Source organism: Mammaliicoccus sp. F-M27 (assembly GCF_022387115.1).
Classification (GTDB): domain Bacteria; phylum Bacillota; class Bacilli; order Staphylococcales; family Staphylococcaceae; genus Mammaliicoccus; species Mammaliicoccus vitulinus.
Genome location: NZ_JAJNIE010000003.1, coordinates 34,033 through 52,780 on the forward strand (window position 1 = coordinate 34,033; position 18,748 = coordinate 52,780).

The 18,748-nt window shown below is 33.9% G+C and carries 18 protein-coding genes; 10 read left to right on the forward strand and 8 right to left on the reverse strand.

The genetic code is table 11. The features are described from left to right. Genes iolD through LQ598_RS04640 form a run of 4 tightly spaced genes read right to left on the reverse strand, consistent with a single transcriptional unit; the run spans position 1 to position 5,189 of the window. Positions 1-1,914 (reverse strand): 3D-(3,5/4)-trihydroxycyclohexane-1,2-dione acylhydrolase (decyclizing), encoded by a 1,914-nt coding sequence (iolD, locus tag LQ598_RS04625; protein ID WP_239745316.1) that lies wholly within the window; start codon positions 1,912-1,914, stop codon positions 1-3. Positions 1,915-1,927: 13 nt separating this feature from the next. Beyond that, the gene (iolC, locus tag LQ598_RS04630) at positions 1,928-2,887 is read right to left on the reverse strand and encodes a 5-dehydro-2-deoxygluconokinase (RefSeq protein WP_239745317.1); all 960 of its coding nucleotides are present in this window, start codon (positions 2,885-2,887) and stop codon (positions 1,928-1,930) included. Between the two features lie 13 nt (positions 2,888-2,900). Further along, on the reverse strand, positions 2,901-3,719 hold the full coding sequence (iolB, locus tag LQ598_RS04635) for a 5-deoxy-glucuronate isomerase (RefSeq protein ID WP_169034482.1): 819 nt from the start codon (positions 3,717-3,719) through the stop codon (positions 2,901-2,903). Between the two features lie 15 nt (positions 3,720-3,734). Beyond that, a complete protein-coding gene (locus LQ598_RS04640; RefSeq protein ID WP_239745318.1) occupies positions 3,735-5,189 on the reverse strand; it encodes a CoA-acylating methylmalonate-semialdehyde dehydrogenase in 1,455 nt (484 codons plus the stop codon). Between the two features lie 205 nt (positions 5,190-5,394). Here LQ598_RS04640 and LQ598_RS04645 point away from each other — a divergent pair, with 205 nt between their 5' ends. After that, positions 5,395-6,150, forward strand: a complete 756-nt coding sequence (locus tag LQ598_RS04645) for a DeoR/GlpR family DNA-binding transcription regulator (RefSeq protein ID WP_204198120.1) — start codon at positions 5,395-5,397, stop codon at positions 6,148-6,150. A gap of 286 nt (positions 6,151-6,436) precedes the next feature. Here the strand turns inward: LQ598_RS04645 and panC are convergent, their stop codons facing one another. Beyond that, positions 6,437-7,279 (reverse strand): pantoate--beta-alanine ligase, encoded by an 843-nt coding sequence (gene panC / locus LQ598_RS04650; RefSeq protein WP_239745319.1) that lies wholly within the window; start codon positions 7,277-7,279, stop codon positions 6,437-6,439. Further along, positions 7,276-8,085: a 3-methyl-2-oxobutanoate hydroxymethyltransferase gene (gene panB / locus LQ598_RS04655; protein ID WP_239745320.1), complete on the reverse strand. Its 810-nt coding sequence runs from the start codon at positions 8,083-8,085 to the stop codon at positions 7,276-7,278. The genes panC and panB overlap by 4 nt, the downstream gene beginning before the upstream one ends. Positions 8,086-8,146: 61 nt before the next feature. Here panB and LQ598_RS04660 point away from each other — a divergent pair, with 61 nt between their 5' ends. The 5 genes from LQ598_RS04660 to LQ598_RS04680 all read left to right on the forward strand — a co-directional run bounded on the left by LQ598_RS04660 (position 8,147) and on the right by LQ598_RS04680 (position 13,021). Then, positions 8,147-8,995: an oxidoreductase gene (locus LQ598_RS04660; RefSeq protein WP_239745321.1), complete on the forward strand. Its 849-nt coding sequence runs from the start codon at positions 8,147-8,149 to the stop codon at positions 8,993-8,995. A gap of 86 nt (positions 8,996-9,081) precedes the next feature. After that, a complete protein-coding gene (locus tag LQ598_RS04665; protein WP_239745322.1) occupies positions 9,082-9,954 on the forward strand; it encodes an SDR family oxidoreductase in 873 nt (290 codons plus the stop codon). A 305-nt stretch (positions 9,955-10,259) separates the two neighbouring features. Next, positions 10,260-11,297, forward strand: coding sequence for a quaternary amine ABC transporter ATP-binding protein (locus LQ598_RS04670; RefSeq protein WP_107556765.1), 1,038 nt, complete (start codon positions 10,260-10,262; stop codon positions 11,295-11,297). Next, positions 11,290-12,126, forward strand: coding sequence for an ABC transporter permease (locus tag LQ598_RS04675; protein ID WP_016911258.1), 837 nt, complete (start codon positions 11,290-11,292; stop codon positions 12,124-12,126). The genes LQ598_RS04670 and LQ598_RS04675 overlap by 8 nt, the downstream gene beginning before the upstream one ends. A 16-nt stretch (positions 12,127-12,142) precedes the next feature. Continuing rightward, positions 12,143-13,021: a glycine betaine ABC transporter substrate-binding protein gene (locus tag LQ598_RS04680; RefSeq protein ID WP_107559132.1), complete on the forward strand. Its 879-nt coding sequence runs from the start codon at positions 12,143-12,145 to the stop codon at positions 13,019-13,021. A gap of 240 nt (positions 13,022-13,261) precedes the next feature. Here LQ598_RS04680 and LQ598_RS04685 read toward each other — a convergent pair whose 3' ends face one another. Continuing rightward, positions 13,262-13,819, reverse strand: a complete 558-nt coding sequence (locus LQ598_RS04685; protein ID WP_192978359.1) for a GNAT family N-acetyltransferase — start codon at positions 13,817-13,819, stop codon at positions 13,262-13,264. A gap of 221 nt (positions 13,820-14,040) precedes the next feature. On the opposite strand from LQ598_RS04685, the gene LQ598_RS04690 reads away from it, so the two are divergent. The 3 genes from LQ598_RS04690 (at position 14,041) to LQ598_RS04700 (ending at position 15,706) form a co-directional block, all read left to right on the forward strand. After that, positions 14,041-14,463: an aggregation-promoting factor C-terminal-like domain-containing protein gene (locus tag LQ598_RS04690; protein ID WP_107559134.1), complete on the forward strand. Its 423-nt coding sequence runs from the start codon at positions 14,041-14,043 to the stop codon at positions 14,461-14,463. Between the two features lie 138 nt (positions 14,464-14,601). After that, positions 14,602-15,231, forward strand: a complete 630-nt coding sequence (locus LQ598_RS04695; protein WP_107559135.1) for an NAD(P)-dependent oxidoreductase — start codon at positions 14,602-14,604, stop codon at positions 15,229-15,231. A gap of 70 nt (positions 15,232-15,301) precedes the next feature. After that, positions 15,302-15,706 carry an Rrf2 family transcriptional regulator gene (locus LQ598_RS04700; protein ID WP_107559136.1) on the forward strand — a complete coding sequence of 135 codons (405 nt, stop codon included), beginning with the start codon at positions 15,302-15,304 and terminating at the stop codon, positions 15,704-15,706. A 465-nt stretch (positions 15,707-16,171) separates the two neighbouring features. On the opposite strand, the gene LQ598_RS04705 is transcribed toward LQ598_RS04700, so the two are convergent. Beyond that, positions 16,172-16,825, reverse strand: a complete 654-nt coding sequence (locus tag LQ598_RS04705) for a CPBP family intramembrane glutamic endopeptidase (protein WP_192978134.1) — start codon at positions 16,823-16,825, stop codon at positions 16,172-16,174. A 189-nt stretch (positions 16,826-17,014) separates the two neighbouring features. Between LQ598_RS04705 and LQ598_RS04710 the strand changes: the two genes are divergently transcribed. Further along, positions 17,015-18,517, forward strand: a complete 1,503-nt coding sequence (locus tag LQ598_RS04710; protein ID WP_239745323.1) for a glycosyltransferase — start codon at positions 17,015-17,017, stop codon at positions 18,515-18,517. Positions 18,518-18,748 lie beyond the last annotated feature (231 nt).

An 18,748-nucleotide genomic window follows, 5' to 3' on the forward strand; every position in this document is an offset into this window, starting at 1 on the left:
TTAATACTGTTTAGCCTTCTTCAAAGATTGTGTTTTTTCTTTATATGCTTCTTGAATGGATGGCTTTTCACTATGTTCCGACACACCTACATTCCAAAATGATTCATATCCATCAGTCATTGTTTTAGGTAAAGTTTTAATTTCTATTAATGTTGATTTCGTCTCTTTTTTAGCTTGATTTAAAGCTTCTTCTAGTGATTCAAGATTATTCACACTATATGAAACCGCGCCATAACCTTCTGCTATTTTTTTGTAATCAACATTCATAACATTACCGTTATAATCAGTAAATTCAGTACAGAAACTGTCACTACCGTTACCCATTTGTAAATTGTTAATACATCCAAATCCACTATTATCAAAAAGTATAATATTAATTTTGTAATTATATTGAAGTGCTGTTAATAGTTCCGTATGCATCATAAGGAAACTACCATCACCAACTAGGGCGTACACTTCTCGATCTGGATTTGCAACTTTAGCACCGACTGCTGCAGCAATTTCATAGCCCATCGTTGAATATCCGTATTCCATGTTATAAGTATTAAATACATCTGTTTCCCATAAACGTTCCAAGTCTCCTGGTAATGAGCCAGCAGCGGCAACAATTATGGCATCTCGTTCTATTACGTCGTTCACTTTTATCAATGCATTCGTTTGAGGTAATTCTGTTTGAAGTGAAGTGATATATTCATTCAATTTCTCTTTGTTAAAGTGACCTGCAATTTCCGCTTCGAAATTAGCTTGATGAATATCAATTTGAGATAATCTCGTTCTTTCTTCATGCCACTTTTGTTTCACATTTTTAACAACATCTAATGTATTAAATTGATGTGATCCTAGAGCATCTGTTATGTGTTTAACTGAAACTTTTGCATCGCCAACTACTTGAATGGCATCTAATTTATATGCATCTACTCTGTTAACATTAATATTGATAATTTTAGCTTCATCAAAGTTAGCCATAGTTTTTGAACTTGTTGTAAAATCCGAATACCTTGTGCCTATTCCTACGATGACATCAGCATCTTTAGCATAAACATTGGCTGCTAAGTTCCCAGTTACACCTAAACCACCAAGATTTAATGGATTTGACGATTCTATCGTTCCTTTACCTGCTTGAGTTTCAGCCATGGGAATATTTGTGTTAGACATAAGTGTTTTAATCACTTCTTGAGCTTCAGCATATTTAGCGCCTCCACCTACGATTAATAAAGGCTGTTTTGCTTGTTTCAAAGTATCAATCGCTGCTTCAATTGCTCGTTTTGGAGGTTCTACTCTATCGACATAATGTACGCGCTTTTCGAAGAATGATTCTGGAAAATCATACGCTTCACCTTGCACATCTTGGCTTAACGCTATCGTTACAGGTCCCGCTGTTTGCGGATTCGTCATTACTTCAAAAGCACGTATAAGAGCCGACATAATTTGTTCAGGTCTTGTAATACGGTCAAAATATCTAGACAATGGCTTTAATGCATCATTTGTCGTAATTCCAATACTTTGTGGATTCTCAATTTGTTGTAATACTGGATCTGGTTGACGTGTCGCAAATGTATCACCAGGTAAAAATAGAACGGGTATATGATTGGCTGCAGCAGTACCAGCAGCTGTTACTAAGTTTGCTGACCCTGGCCCTACTGACGTCGTAACTGCAAAAATTTTCTTTCTTAAACTTTGTTTACTAAAGCCAACTGCAGTTTGTGCCATGCCTTGCTCATTTTTTCCTTGAATGATTTTCAATTCTTCTTGATAATGTGATAAACCTTCTCCTATACCAAGAACGTTCCCATGGCCGAAAATATTCAAGACACCTTCAACAAATCTTGTCTCTTCACCATCTATAGAAATATATTGTTTCGTTAAAAATTTAACGATTGCTTCTCCAGTTGTTAATTTCAATGTATTGACCATGTTAAATACCACCTTATGATTGTTCTTTAATTAAGTTTTCTATCTTGTCTACTGTAGGCATTGCTTCAGATGAACTATGACTACTTACAACTATGGCAGCTGAAGCCGCACCATATTTCAAGGCTTCTTCAACAGATTTACCTTTAACAAGTGCGTAAATAAAGGCTGCTGCATAAGAATCACCTGCACCAAATGTTTTCACAACATTAGCTTTGAAAGCTTTACCTTCAAATACATTTCCTTCTTTATCAAATGCATTTGAACCTTGAACACCATGTTTAATAACAACTAAATGTGGCGTAGATTTAAACAATAACTCACTAATTTCTTTATCCGTTAATGGTTTATAACGTTCTACCATATCGAATTCATCTCTCGTACCAATCACAACATCAGCTTGATCTGCTACTAACTCATAGTAAATGGATGTTTCTTCTTCACTAACCCAGCTATATGGTCGGTAGTCTAATTCGAAGATCACTTTTACATCATGTTTTTTCGCTAATAATAATGCTTTTATTACCGCTTCTCTTGAAGGCGATTTAGCTAGCGCAGTACCCGAAATAAGCAAATATTCTGAATTCTTGATGTATAGTTCATTAACATGTTCAGGTGCGAGATATAAATCTGCAACTTCTTCCCTATACATTAAAATGCTAGATTCTTTTGGACTTTTAATTTCTGTAAACGTAAGACCACTTTTATGACCATTTTCATCTACATGAATTTGCGAAGTATCAACGCCTATTTTTTCAAAATAATTGGTAATAAATTTGCCATGTTGATCATCTGAAACATTGGTTATCATGCCCACATCCAAGCCTAATTTGGCTGTACCAATCATAATATTTGCTGGTGAGCCACCTACATATTTCGTGAAAGTAGATGTCTCTTCCATAGGTCTATTCATTTCATTCGCGTTTAAATCGACAGCAGCACGACCAATTGCCACAATTTGTTTTTTCTTTGTCATTTATGAGCACTCCTTATTCTCGATCAATTATCCATTCATGATCTGGTTGATTATAGAATTTCCAAACTTTTTTAGGTCCTGCCATAACATTTAAATAGTAGCCATCATAACCATCTGGTACTGCTACTGGATGATATCCTTCAGGCACAACAACGACATCACCATTTTCTACTGTCATCGTTTCATCTAAAGATAAGTCATCCGTGAACACACGCTGAAAGACAAATCCTTTACGCGGATTCATTTCGTGATAATATGTCTCTTCAAGCAATGATTCATTTGGTAAATTATCAACATCATGTTTATGTGGTGGATAGCTAGACCAATTACCTTGATCAGTATAAACTTCTACGACTAACAATTTTTCACTTGCCGTATGTGTATCAGGTAATATATTGTGGACATGTCTTTTATTAGAATACTTACCTCGATCTTCTACAGAATTTTCAGATGCTGGAATGAGTTGAGTTGCTCTTTCTTCTTCTGCAGGTGAATAACAAAGTACAACTCTAGAATCTTTGTTAGCTTTTATCTTCACATCATGATTTTTAGAAATATAAATGCTATCTGTTGGAATTTTTTCGAACACTGATGCTCTTGTTCCTAAATCTTGATAAGTGTTCTTTCCATCTGCAACATCAATATTTCCAGTTAAAGCTACAATGCAAAGTTCAAAATCACCTGTTGATTCCTCATAAGTTCCTTGAGATTTAATATCTAAAACTTTAAAACCTATGTAATCTAAATTAATGTCATTAGGTTTCAAATCATGTATGACTTGTACATCATCACTTAATGGATGATGTACAGGTTTATTTAATAATCGAGCCATCTCTATATTCACTCCTTAAAATTGTGGATTAACATGACGAGCAGTTACGACTTTGCGGTGTGTATAGAATTCAATACTATCTTTACCGTTAGCATGTAGTGATCCATAGAATGATGATTTCCAACCTGAGAATGGGAAAATTGCCATTGGAGCTGGTACACCTAAATTAATACCTAACATACCTGCATCGATGTTTTCTCTGAAATATCTAATGGATGATGCACTATCTGTAAATAAACAAGCACCGTTAGCAAACTCTGATTGATTCGCTAATTCTATGCCTTCTTTTAAATCTTTAACTTTTACAATTGATAACACTGGTGCAAATATTTCATCTTGCCATAATTTCATATCAGTTGTAACGTCTTCAAATATTGTTGGTTTAACAAAATATCCTTCTTCGTTATTGCCTTCTCTACCATCTAATACAAGCTTGGCACCTTCAGCAACACCTTGATCGACATAATTTATCGTACGCTCTACATTTTCTTCTCTAATAACTGGACCTAAGAATACATCATCTTCTAAACCATTTCCGATTACGATATCTTTAGATGCTTGAACAAGTTTTTCTTTAAACTCATCATAAACACCTTCTTGTATTGCTACGACTGCTGCAGCCATACAACGTTCCCCTGCTGAACCAAATGCTGCACCAATTACATCTTTAACAGCACCATCAATATTTGCATCATTTAAAACAATTGTATGATTTTTAGCACCTGTTAAACATTGCGCACGTTTTAAGTTTTCCGTTGCTTTTTTATACACATATTCACCAACCGGTTTAGAACCTACAAATGAAACAGCTTTAATATGTTCATTTTCACAAATACCATTTACTACATCATGTGCACCGTGGACTACGTTAAACACACCTTTTGGAAAACCTGCTTCTTCAACTAACTCTGTAAGTCTATTTACTAATAACGGTGTCTTTTCAGATGGTTTAATGATGAAAGTGTTACCTACTGAAATCGCCATTGGGAACATCCAACAAGGAACCATCATTGGGAAGTTAAATGGTGTAATACCACCAACAACACCTACTGGATATTTATAACTAGTACCTTCAATATTTGTTGCGATACTTGATAATGAATCACCCATCATTAATGAAGGTGTACCCGCAGCAAATTCAACATTTTCAATACCTCGTTGTACTTCACCTAATGCTTCGGTTGTATTTTTACCGTTTTCTTTAGTAATGATTTCTGCTAATTCATCTTTGTTATCTATTAATAATTGTTGAAGTTTAAATAATAATCTAGCACGTTTCGGAACTGCTACTTCTTTCCACTCTTGAAAAGCTTCATGAGCAATTTGTGCTGCTTCATCTAATTCTTCTCTAGTTGAAACAGGAACTTTAGCAATTATTTCTTTTGTTGCTGGATTTAATACATCTATTGTTTCCTTACTTTTAGATTCTTGCCATTTACCATTAATATAATTCTTTAAGATTTCTGTCATTTTAAAATCCTCCAGTTATTATTTTTAAGTAACCGCTTACAAAACCATTTAAAAAAATGAGTATGTATTGATTAACTGTTGGTTACTTGTTGAAATAATATTATAATAAACTGAATAATATGTCAACTTTTGAGTAACTTATCTTTTTTTATAGTTGTTAAATCTATAATTTTTGGGTATATTGTAAGAAATGGGGGAATCGCATATGAAATCGAAACGCATTTATGAAATTGAATCATTCATAAAAAAAAATAAGACTGCTTCTATCGAAGAATTGAAAGAAATATTCAATGTGTCTATTAATACGATCAGGCGAGATGTAAATCTATTAGCCGAGATGAATATCGTAAAAAAGGTATACGGAGGCGTTGAATTAATAGAAAATGAATATAAAGCAGTCGACTATCAAGAAAGAAATGTCGAAAATTATCATTCAAAAAAGCATATTGGAAAAATAGCTGCCAAAGAAATTGAAGCTAATGATATTATTTACGTGGATACAGGTACGACAACAATACATATACTCGATTATGTCGACAAAAAACTTTCATTCACAATCATTACAAATAGTTTAGATATCATGAATAAAGCGTCTCAATTTGAGAACGTAACTTTATTTATCATTGGCGAAAAATACAAACCACGAACACGATCTTTTATTGGAATTGATTCAAATTTATTATTGACTAAGTTCAATATAAATAAATGCTTTATGGCAGCTACAGGCGTAAACATCCAAAACGGATTATCCAACTCAGAGATGGAAGAAAATCTCATCAAACAACATATTACAAAGAAAGCTAAAGAGACATATGTACTAGCAGATTATAGTAAGATGGAACAATCAACGCTATTAACTTATTGTAACTTGATAGATATAGACAGAATAATCACAGATAAAAATCCTCCTCAAGACATACAACAATTCTGCGATGAACACCAAATTGCAATTGTATATTAACTTTTAAGTGGAACTCTAAATTTTATTTTAGAGTTGCTCTTTTTTGGATTAACTTCGGACTTAACTCACGACTTAGGCTATGTCTTGGATTAACTTCGGACTTAACTCACGACTTGGGCGATGTCTTGGATTAACTTTGGAATAAACTCACGATTTCGCTTCACATTCCCAAAATTCCTCATACCCCATTTCCCTCAACACACAAAAAAGCCACCAAATCAATTTTGGTGGCTTTCCTTATTCATTTTCACTCTATTTGGATGACCTAATCTTCCATCTTCGTGACCTAAATTATAATATTATCGATTAATCTTGCTTGGCTAAATTTAACTGCTAATGATATGAATATTTGTCCGCTTATTGTAACTTGTTCTTCTAATTCGGGATAGCTATATATGGCTACTTCTACGATTTCTCCGCTCACATGATTTTGTAAATATTGTGTGATTTCGTTTATGAGAACTTCGCTATTTCTCTCGCCTTGATCATATAGTTGTTGTGCTAATTCTAAACTTTTAGATAGATGAACCGCTTCTTTTCTTTCTTCATCTCTTAAATATATATTTCTAGAGCTTTTTGCTAATCCGTCTGCTTCTCTTACGATATCTATCGGCACGATATGAACTGCATGATTGAATTCTTCTACCATTTTTTCGATTATGGCAAGTTGTTGTGCGTCTTTCTTCCCAAAATATGCTTTGGTCGGTTGTATAATATTAAAAAGTTTATTAACGACTGTTACAACGCCATCAAAGTGTCCTGGTCGTTTCTTTCCTTCTAATACTTGCGCTAAGTGGACTACAGTAATTGTCATTTCTAGCTTTCCAGGATACATTTCTTCTACTGTCGGATGAAATACATAGTCTACGCCGATTTGTTTTAATTTTTCTAAATCTGATGCAAATGGTCTTGGATAGTCATCAAAGTCTTCGTTAGGACCAAATTGTAATGGATTTACGAAAATACTTACTGCCGTTACATCATTTTCTTCTATTGATTGTTTCATCATTTTTAAATGACCATCATGTAACGCACCCATTGTTGGCACTAATCCAATTGTTTTACCTTGTGATCGATAGGTTGATGCGATATCCATCATGTCTTTTACATACTCGACTACTTGTGTCACTGATCTGTCTCTCCCATCACTTTCTTCTTATAAGTGTGTGCTTCTGAAGGGAATGCACCACTTTTTACTTCTTGATTGTATGTCTTTAATGCTTCTACGCCATTTGAAAAGTCACCATATTGCTTAACAAATTTAGCGATATGTTCTGAGCCATAATTCAATAAGTCGTGATATACCAATACTTGTCCATCTGTTTCTTTACCAGCCCCGATACCTATTACTGGGATGGTTAATTGTGCACTGATAACTGCTGCTAAATCACTCGGAATGGCTTCTAATACAAGCATTACGGCTCCGGCTTGTTCTACATTTTTCGCATCTTCTATTAGTTGCTCTGCTTCTTCCCTTGAACCAGCTTGTAATTTATAACCTGTAATACCGACACTTTGAGGTGTTAACCCTAAGTGTGACACAACTGGTACACCTATTTGCGTACACCCTTTAATCAGTTCTAAATGCACACCTTCAATTTTGACGGCGTTTGCTTTCGTTTCTTTATATAATTGAATGGCATGCTTCATGTCTGTCGTTTGATCGATTCCTACTGCACCAAATGGCACATCAACGATTACGTAACTTTCTGGCGCGCCTCTTCTAACTGCTTTAGCATGATGAATCATATCTTCCATTGTTACTTCTACAGTACTGTCATATCCTAAAACAACCATCCCTAAAGAGTCCCCAACAAGTATTGTGTCTATCTTTGCTTGTTCTGCTTGTTTAGCACTTGGATAATCATATGCTGTGATCATAGAAATTTTTTCTTTTTGTTCCTTCATCGTTAACAATTGTTTTATGGTTTTCATCCCGTACCACCTTCTCATTTTTGTTATTATGTATATATTAACATTGAAAGGAAAATAATAAATGAAAAAGTTTGGAATAATCGGTCCTGGTGCAGTTGGCACAGCTATCGCATATGCATTAAATCAATCTGGTCATAACGTTGCGCTATTTGGAAGATCAAATTCTACCGTTTGCTTCCAAGAATACAATCATAGTGCGCAACATGAATTTACTGTTCATGCCCTGCAAGATGCTCATGAACAAGTTGATATTTTATTTATTGCCGTCAAGACGACCCAACTCGATTCAATCATCCCATACCTTAACAATGTCATACACTCAAACAGTGTTATTATTTTAACTCAAAATGGCTATGGACAGCTACAAAAAATTAATCATCCTTATAAATATCATGCAGTTGTTTATATCAGTGGACAAAAAGATAAAAATAGCGTCACGCATTTTAGAGATTGGACTTTAAAGCTCCCTCTCGATAACAACACACTTGATCTTCAAGCCGTTACGCAAGACAGTTTACTCAATATCGAGTGTCTTGAAGATTATCCCGAGCATGTGTGGTACAAGCTCATTGTTAATTTAGGTATTAACACTGTAACAGCATTGACGCGACAACCTGCAGTCGTACTAAAGTCTAATGAAGTGAAAACACTTTGTTATAACTTATTAGTTGAAGGTAAACGTGTTGCTGAAGCTGAAAATATACATTTTGATGATGATTTAGAAGAAAGCATTATGAAAATTTATGAAGGATACCCTGATGACATGGGGACTAGCATGTATTATGACATGATGAATGCGCGACCTTTAGAAACACAATATATTCAAGGTTATATATATAACCTTAGTCAAAAGCATCAGTTATCCACCCCCTATATCGAAAGTACTTACGCCATTTTAAGTACATTTTAATAAGCGTGCCCGCAGTGTAAATCGTTTCATATTTCTATATTCGGGTAATAAATAATATAAGTATGACTATAAAGGTGGGTAATTTTATGAAAGACAAATTCGAAAAAAAGCATGAAGAAATAGAAGGTTATACGCAACAGGTACAACCTGGTATAGAACATGAAATGGAACCAAAACCTATTATTGAAGATGAAGATTATAAAGCTGGCGGTAAATTAAAAGGAAAAGTAGCACTTGTTACTGGTGGAGATTCCGGAATTGGTGAAGCAACTGCTATCCTTTTTGCTAAAGAAGGTGCAAATGTTGCCATCGCTTATTACGATGAAGATAAAGATGACAAATATGCATTGGCAAGACTTGAAGAAATCGGCGTTAAAGCAAAAGCCTATAAACATGACTTAAAAAAAGACAATCATGCTCAAGAACTTGTAGACAAAGTCATCGCAGACTTTGGTCAACTCAATATATTAGTTAACAACGGTGGTATTCAACATCCACAAGATCATTTCGAAGATATTACGAAAGACCAGCTACAAGAAACGTTTGAAACGAACTTTTTCGGTATGTTTTATCTATCACAAGCTGCATTGCCCCATTTAAATAAGGGAGATGTCATTATTAATACGACAAGTGTGACGGCATATCGTGGTTCGGCACATCTCATTGATTATTCTGCGACTAAAGGTGCCATTGTCTCATTCACGCGTTCTCTTGCGACTTCATTAGCTGATAAAGGCATTCGCGTGAACGCAGTCGCACCTGGCCCAATATATACACCATTGATTCCAGCAACTTTCGATAAAGACAAAGTAGAAAACGCTGGATCAGGAACGCCACTAGGTAGACGAGGTCAACCAAGTGAGAATGCCCCGGCATATGTTTATTTAGCATCACAAGATTCCACTTACGTAACAGGACAAGTCATCCACATTAATGGTGGAGACTTTATGACAACTTAATATTATATGACAAAATGATTTTAAGAAAAAAGTTTTGAAAAATTTTTCTTGTGATAACAATCAATTTTTAAGCGCTTATTTTAAATATGAAGAATCTCGACATTTTTCATTGGAATAAGCGCTTTCTTTACGTTATTGACGGTAACAAATCACACCCTATATTTACAAAAACTAATTGCTTATACTCAAAATTCACTCATAAGAATTATACTTTTAAAGCAAAAGATTGCACAAGACTAATTTGACTATTAAATTTTGTTATGATAGCGTAATATAAGTCAATAAACAAATAGGGACTGGTTATTTTGAGCAAAATAGAAATTAAAGACGTTTCAAAAGTTTTTGGCAATTACAATGACCAAGTTAAAACGCTTTTAAAGGATAATAAATCTAAAGACGAAATCCTTAAAGAAACTGGTTCAACAGTAGCTGTCAAAAACGCTAACTTCACGATTGAAGATGGCGAGATATTTGTAGTCATGGGTCTTTCCGGGAGTGGGAAATCAACACTTATCCGTTTGATTAACCGTTTAATAGACCCCACTGATGGCGATATCTTAATTAATTCAAAAAACATTTCATCATTAAACACTGAAGATTTACGTAACTTTAGACGTGAAAACTTAAGCATGGTTTTCCAAAGTTTCGCTTTATTCCCCTTCAAAACTGTTGTTGAAAATGTAGCTTTTGGATTAGAAGTAAAGAACGTACCGAAAAAGGAACGTTTGAAAAAGGCAGAAGAATCATTAAAGTTAGTAGGACTTGATGGTTATAAAGATCAACTTCCTAAACAATTATCTGGCGGGATGCAACAACGTGTTGGTTTAGCAAGAGCGCTAGCTAACGATACAGATATTTTGTTAATGGATGAAGCCTTCTCAGCATTAGATCCACTTATTCGTAAAGAAATGCAAAACGAACTTTTGCAATTACAACATAATATGCAAAAAACGATTATTTTCATTACACATGATTTAGATGAAGCGCTTCATATTGGCGATAGAATTGCCTTAATGAAAGATGGAGAAATCGCACAAGTTGGCACACCTGAACAGATTGTCATTAATCCTGCTGACGACTATGTTAAAGATTTCGTTAAAGACATCGATCGTTCTAAAGTGTTAAAAGTAAAACATGTTATGGATACTGTTGAAAATGTAGAATTAGTAGAAGGCATGTCATTTATAGATGCTGAATCATTACTCTATAAAACATTCCCACACTTCAAATCCGGTATTCACGAACTTTGGATTAAAAAAGACGACAAAGTGGTCGGAAAACTTAACTTCCAAGATGTGTTCGATGTATTAGCACAAGGGAATGAGGTGATGGGTCATGCTTAATATGTTACCAATATTACCTTTGTCAGATTGGGCTAACTCATTTGTAGAATGGTTAACAAATACATTCAGCTTTATTTTCGATCCAATTAAGACGTACCTAGGTAGCATAATGCAATTCATCATATCTTTATTAGAGTTGCTACATCCTTTCGTATTTATCATTATCATCATGGTATTAGCTTTCTTTGTAATGAATAGGAAGATTATTGCACCGATTTTAGTTGGTGTAGGTTTATTCTTTATTTATAATCAAGATTTATGGGATCAACTACTTAATACGATGACGCTAGTAATCATCAGTAGTTTATTATCCGTTATCATCGGTATCCCGCTTGGAATATTGATGTCTAAAAGTGATCGTTTCCAAGCCGTTATGAAACCGATTTTAGACTTTATGCAGACAATGCCTGCATTCGTATATTTAATTCCTGCCGTAGCATTTTTCGGTATAGGAATGGTTCCAGGTGTATTCGCATCTATTATATTTGCTACACCACCTACTATTCGTTTAACGAACTTAGGTATAAGACAAATTTCTGCAGAATTAATAGAAGCTAGTGATGCATTTGGTACTACTTCCATGCAAAAATTAATTAAAGTACAACTCCCTCTTGCTAAAGCCTCTATCATGGCCGGTGTAAACCAAACTGTCATGTTAGCTTTATCAATGGTTGTAATAGCATCAATGATTGGCGCACCAGGTTTAGGTAGAGATGTCTTAAGTTCTCTACAACGTGCAGAAGTAGGTTCAGGTTTCGTAGCAGGTTTAAGTATCGTTATTCTTGCAATCATTATCGACCGCTTTACTCAATCATCAAAAAACAAATAATCTAGGAGGAATTATAATGAAGAACAAATGGCGTGTACTCGTACTAGCTCTTTCTTTAGCTTTAGTATTAGCAGCTTGTGGTAATGGCGGCTCAAGTGAAGATGGAGACTTAGGTAAAAAAGATATAAACTTATCATACGTTGAATGGGATTCAGAAATTGCTTCAACTCATGTAATGCAAAAAGTATTAGAAGATGAAGGTTATAACGTTGAAATTACACCTTTAGATAACGCAGTAATGTGGGAATCCGTTTCATCTGGTGAAACAGACGCAATGGTTAGTGCTTGGTTACCAGGAACTCACGGAGATTTATATAAAAAACATAAGAAAAAACTTGATGATTTAGGTCCAAACCTTGAAGGTGCTAAAATTGGTCTAGTTGTAAACAAAGACTTCGATGGCGATTCAATTGCTGACTTAAAAGATCAAGCTGGCAAGAAAATCATCGGTATCGAACCAGGTGCTGGTGTTGTTAAAGCATCTGAAAAAGCAGTAAAAGATTATAAATTAGACGGATGGAAAGTTGAAACATCTTCATCAGGCGCTATGGCTACAACATTAGGCCAAGCAATGAAAAAAGGTGACGACATTGTTGTGACTGGTTGGTCTCCACACTGGAAATTCCAAAAATATGATCTAAAATACTTGAAAGACCCTAAAGGCTCATTCGGTAAAGCAGAACATATTAATACAATGGCTCGTAAAGACTTGAAAAAAGATAGTCCAAAAGCATATGAAACATTAGATAACTTCAACTGGACTACAAAAGATATGGAATCTGTTATGTTAGATATCCAAGATGGTACATCACCTAAAAAAGCAGCAGAAAAATGGGTAGATGATAACCAAGATAAAGTAAAAGAATGGACTAAAAAATCTAAATCAGACAAATAATACTGATTTATAATAGAGCAGCCTATACCTCGGGAAAAAAGGTATAGGCTGTTTTTTGTTTTTTTATTTTTTGAGACGCTATTTATCATGTGGAGCCTGACTTGATAAATTCAACGGCGCTATTTATCATGTGGACCCTGACTTGATAAATTCAATGCCTCTATTTATCATGTGGACCGTGACTTGATAAATTCACCCCGCCCCTATATATCATCTACACCCTCACTCACACTATTCTCTCTACTTCTCCCCTAGTTTCCGGTCTAATACTTCTGCCATCATCATCCAGCCTTTTTGATCTTTGCCGTCTATATCATATGGTAGAAATCCATAATTTAAATACATATTTATGGCTGGATAGCTTGTAGTTTGTGTTGTTAAATATACTTGTTCATGTCCGAGCTCTACCATTTTGTTCAGTGCAGCACTTAATAATGGCTTCGATAGTTTCTTTCCTTGGTATGCTGGTTTAATTGCAACAAAATGTATTCTACCTAATTGTTGTCTATTGCTATCTAAATCACCAAACCATGCTGTTGTTGTACCTACTGCTTCTCCTTTTTCATTCTCTATAAAAAGGCATCTCAATTTCATTTCTTCTATATTAATACCGAATTCTCTTTCAAATCTTTCCAGTGCTTCATCAATTGATTGAAATTCTTCGGCTGCTGTTTCAATTTTAGCCCAGTTGAGTTCATCGCCTTCTTTAAACATTCTAATAGCGTATCCATACGGTAAATCAAATTGAGGAATATTGTCTAAGTTATTTCTTAACATTTTTAATTTAATTTTTTCCATAAGTCATACCTCGATTTTTATTTATTTTAAAAAAGCTACTTAAAACGCTTTAAATTTCAAGTTGTCATAAGTCTATTATCTTTTTAATATGATTGTCATAAAAGACATTTCTTTTTTATTCTACTGTAACCTATGATATCAAAATTGATGTTAAAGTGTATAAAGTAATCAAGAAAGAAAATATATAAATGCTATTTATTGCATATGGAGGAAATTTAATTATGAAAAAATTATTATTTGCAACAACAGCTGCAGCAGGAATTATCGCTTCTGGTTTTGGAGCTCAAGCAGATGCAAGTGAATATACAAATCAAAATACAAACTATAACTATACAACTACACAAACTGCACAACCAACTCAAACAGCTGAATCAACTGGTACATCAAATACTAGCGAAGTGTACAAAGAATTTATCGCTGCTGGTGGAACAAAAGCATTATGGGATAATATCGTAATGCCTGAATCAAGTGGTAACCCAAATGCGGTTAATGAACTAGGCTATAGAGGTCTTGGTCAAACAAAAGAAGCTTGGGGTACTGGTAGTGTTGCAGAACAAACTAAAGGCATGATTAACTATGCTAAAGAACGCTATGGTTCTGTTGAAGCTGCAATTGAATTCCGTCAAGCTAACAACTGGTGGTAAAATTTAATATACGCTCTCTTATGCTATGTGGATTCCCCACATAGCATTTTTTTATGAGTAAATATTTTTTGACAAACTGACACAAGCATATTATACTTTACTTGTATCTAAATTAAATACAATTGAGGTCTTTTTAAAATGAAAATAGGCGTAATCGCAGCAAATGGTAAATCAGGTAAACTCATTACAGAAGAAGCCGTAAATAGAGGCTTAGATGTTACAGCAATTGTGCGTAAAGAAAATAAGACAGTTGCACCCCAATCAATTATTAAAGATATTTTTGACTTAACAACTGAAGATTTAGCACCATTTGATGTCGTTGTTGATGCTTTTGGTGAATTTAGAGAAGATAAACTTCATTTACATCAAGACACAATACAACATTTAAGTGATATTTTAGCTCACACAAACACAAGATTGATTGTAGTTGGCGGCGCTGGTAGTTTATATGTTGATGATCAATTAGAAACACAACTGTATAACACAGCTGACTTCCCTGAAGCATTTAAACCACTTGCAACAAGCCAAGGTAAAGCGCTTGATGAACTTCGTAAGAGAGATGATGTACGTTGGACGTTTATAAGCCCAGCAGCTGAATTTATAGCTGACGGCAAAAGAACTGGAGACTATATTTTAGCTGGTGAACAATTCACTTTAAATAGTAAAGGCGAAAGTAAAATCAGCTATGCCGATTATGCGATTGCATTAATAGATGAAGCAACTGAAGGTACACACATACAAGAAAGAATTTCAGTCGTTTCAAAATAATTCCTATTTCCTATCGCAATTATCATCTCTCAAAGTTATAATAAATAATGAATCCAAGAGGTGATAAAGCGTGAACACACAAATATCGGTTGCAATTCATATACTTTCATTGCTATCAATCAACGAAGAACCAATTTCAAGTAAATTTATAGCAGGTAGCATAAACAGCAATCCTACACTCGTAAGAAAAATATGTAAATATTTAAGAAATGGCAATTTAATAGAAAGCCAACAAGGTAAATCAGGTTATAAACTATCCAAGGCAGCCGATCAAATCGCTTTAGGAGACGTATACTGTCTTATACAAGAAGAAGATCATTTCGCTAAAATACACCAAGATACAAACCCAGATTGCGTAATCGGTAAAAATATACAAACTGCATTAGATGAAATTTATACTAACGTAGATTTAAAAATCATAGAAGAACTCAATACAACAACAGTAAAAGACTTAGCAATGAAAATGGCTAAGTAGAAAAAAGGTTTAACCAACTCTACGGTTAGACCTCAGATTGTGGACAAACCAAACGTGTACAAACGTTTGGTTTGTTTTTTGTCTTTTTTACATGTTTCATTTAAATATTTTACTGAAAAAGTTCATATTTTTGGGTTCAGTACAGACATTGCTCATGTCGTGAGTTAAGTCCACAGTTAATCCAAGACATTTTTGTACATACTTAAACAATCAAAAGTGTACATTATTAAATGATCATTTCCAAGTTCAGTCCACAGTTAATCCAAGAGAAGTCTAAAATCCCCCATCCCTAGCCCAAATACACGCAATGTCTAAGATTACTAACCATCTTATTCAAATAGAACGCTGAACTCAAAGTTTTAATTGAGGCTCAACAAAAAAACTGCCAACAAGTTCACTTTAAGTGACGTTGTCGACAGTCTGAGATCTAACCCACTCCGCTGTTAGACCTTTTTTCGTATTCCTTTAATTATAAAACGCCAAAAATATTACGATATGTACTAAATTGTTTAATCCGTGACAAATCATTGCTATTTCGATTCGATTGGTGATTAAATATAACCCTCCAAATATTAAACCTAACGCAAGATATATCGTAAATTCTCCAAAGCTTGCTGGTCCGTGAATAAGTCCAAACAAAATACTGGATACAATTAAACCTAACAACAAATGGCCTTTGAACATTCCTTTTAATATAAACCCTCTAAATATCAATTCTTCAAAAATCGGTCCTAAAATCACAAATATGATGATAGATACATAAAGTGGATAAGTATTTAAGTCATCATACACATCCATTTGATTATGTGGTTGACCTATAATTGCTGAAATCGACCAGTATATTGCAAGGGATATGGATGCAGCTATTAGTGCATATAAGAGATGCTTTTTTTCAATAGACTTATGCTTAATCAAGTTAAATTGAAACTTTAACAATAAATACATCAGCAAAAATAGTAGTACTATGCCAAGAACAAGTACAAACCAATTACTCGCTAACCCTATTGATGTATATGTTCCCATGCATATAACAGTGAGCAGTATTGATTGCCATAATACGTGTTTATACTGATGCTTTGATATTGGATCATAATCTTCCCAAAATTTATTGATATTCATTGATTTTCCCCATTTAAATAATTCTTAATATTATTTATAACAATATATGTATTATAGCAAGAATTTAACTATATTGACGACTATATATGAGATATAGATTTTATAACTTAGGCATGACTGTCTAACATTTTCTTTTAAAATAAGCTATATTATATATATATAAGACTTTACTAGATGGGTGGTATATTCATGAATTATTTTTTAGTTAATAATCTTGGCAACAAACTAACAGGCATTGAAAAATCAGTTATAAACAGATTTAAATTATTTCATTCAAATAAAATTGATTCACACATTATAACACTTTCTTGGAACCCTCATTTACATAAACACTCAAAAATCTTTGGCATTAACAATAATATATTTTCTATGTTTGACTTCTTCCAAGAAGCAAGACATATTCACATTAATACGATTAAAGACTGGATTGAATATTGGAAATACGAACAACAATATGAAATTAAATATATCCCCAACACACATGATGTTCGTGTATTTTCGAATGGCACTAGAATTATATATGCCAGTTTTCATGATTCCGAATACAAATATTTAAATTACCTAAATTATATCGATTCTAAAGGGAGAAAAATTAAAAGAGAACATTATGATTCACGAGGATTCTTGAGTCGCATCAAATATTTAACGACGAAAGAAAAGACTGTTTATGAATCTTATTTAACGCCAAAAGGTGACGTTAAATTGGAAATTTATTATGATCCTGAAGCTGAAAAAGAGCGCATCACGAGAATTATGCTTAATAACTTTCATAATAGAGATTATACTTTCGATAATAAAAACGAATTAGCCGCCTTTTTCTATGAAAATTTATATAAAGATGGCGATTTATTTTTTAGTGACAAAACGGGATTCACGTCCCCACCGTTTTTATTAACAGATTCTAAAATACCTGTCGTCTCTGTTTTGCATAGTACGCACGTTAAAAATAATGATGATATTGAAGGATCAGACACTAAAAATATTTATAAATCCGTATTTTCAAATTTAAATCGATTTTCAGGTATCATCGTATCTACAAAACAACAAAAATTGGATATTGAACGCCTTATTCATTCATCAATACCAGTATTTAATATCCCTGTTGGATATACTGAGCATTCAACATTACCCGATGTTCAAACGTTACCAAAAGGACCTATAAAGTTAATGTCTATTGCAAGATATTCACCAGAAAAACAACTCGATCATCAAATTCGACTCGTGAGTAAATTAAAAGAAGACTTCGACCAAATCGAATTACATTTATTTGGTTTTGGCAAAGAGCAAAAGAAACTAGAAGACCTAGTTAACACATTAAATTTAGAAGATAACGTAAAATTCCGAGGATTTATTCCTGATTTAACGAGTGAAATGCATTCGTCACATGTCAGCCTCATCACAAGTAATATGGAAGGATTTTCATTAGCTTTACTCGAATCCCTTTCAAATGGTCTGCCTGCTATTAGTTACGACATTGCATATGGACCGAGCGAACTCATTATAAATGATAAAAATGGCTATCTCGTTCCTAAAAATGACGAAGATAAACTATACGAAACTGTTAAGACTTTCTTAAATAATCCAGAACTTCAAAAATCATTCAGATCTGCCAGCATCATTGAAGCACAAAAATATTCACAAGATGAAGTAATAAAAAAATGGCATAACTTATTTAACGTTATAAAGTCATAAATGATCTGTAAATATGAGGTGTAGAGCATTTACCGTCTTGGTTGTTGGAACATTAAAGAGAGCTGGCTATATATCATGTCAGGCTCCACATGATATATAGAGACCTTGATATTATCATGTCAGGCTCCACATGATATATAGAGACCTTGATTTTATCAAGTCAGGCTCCACATGATATATAGGAATGAGTCTGGTACATAAATACCTAAACTCAAAATTAAAGAACTCTTC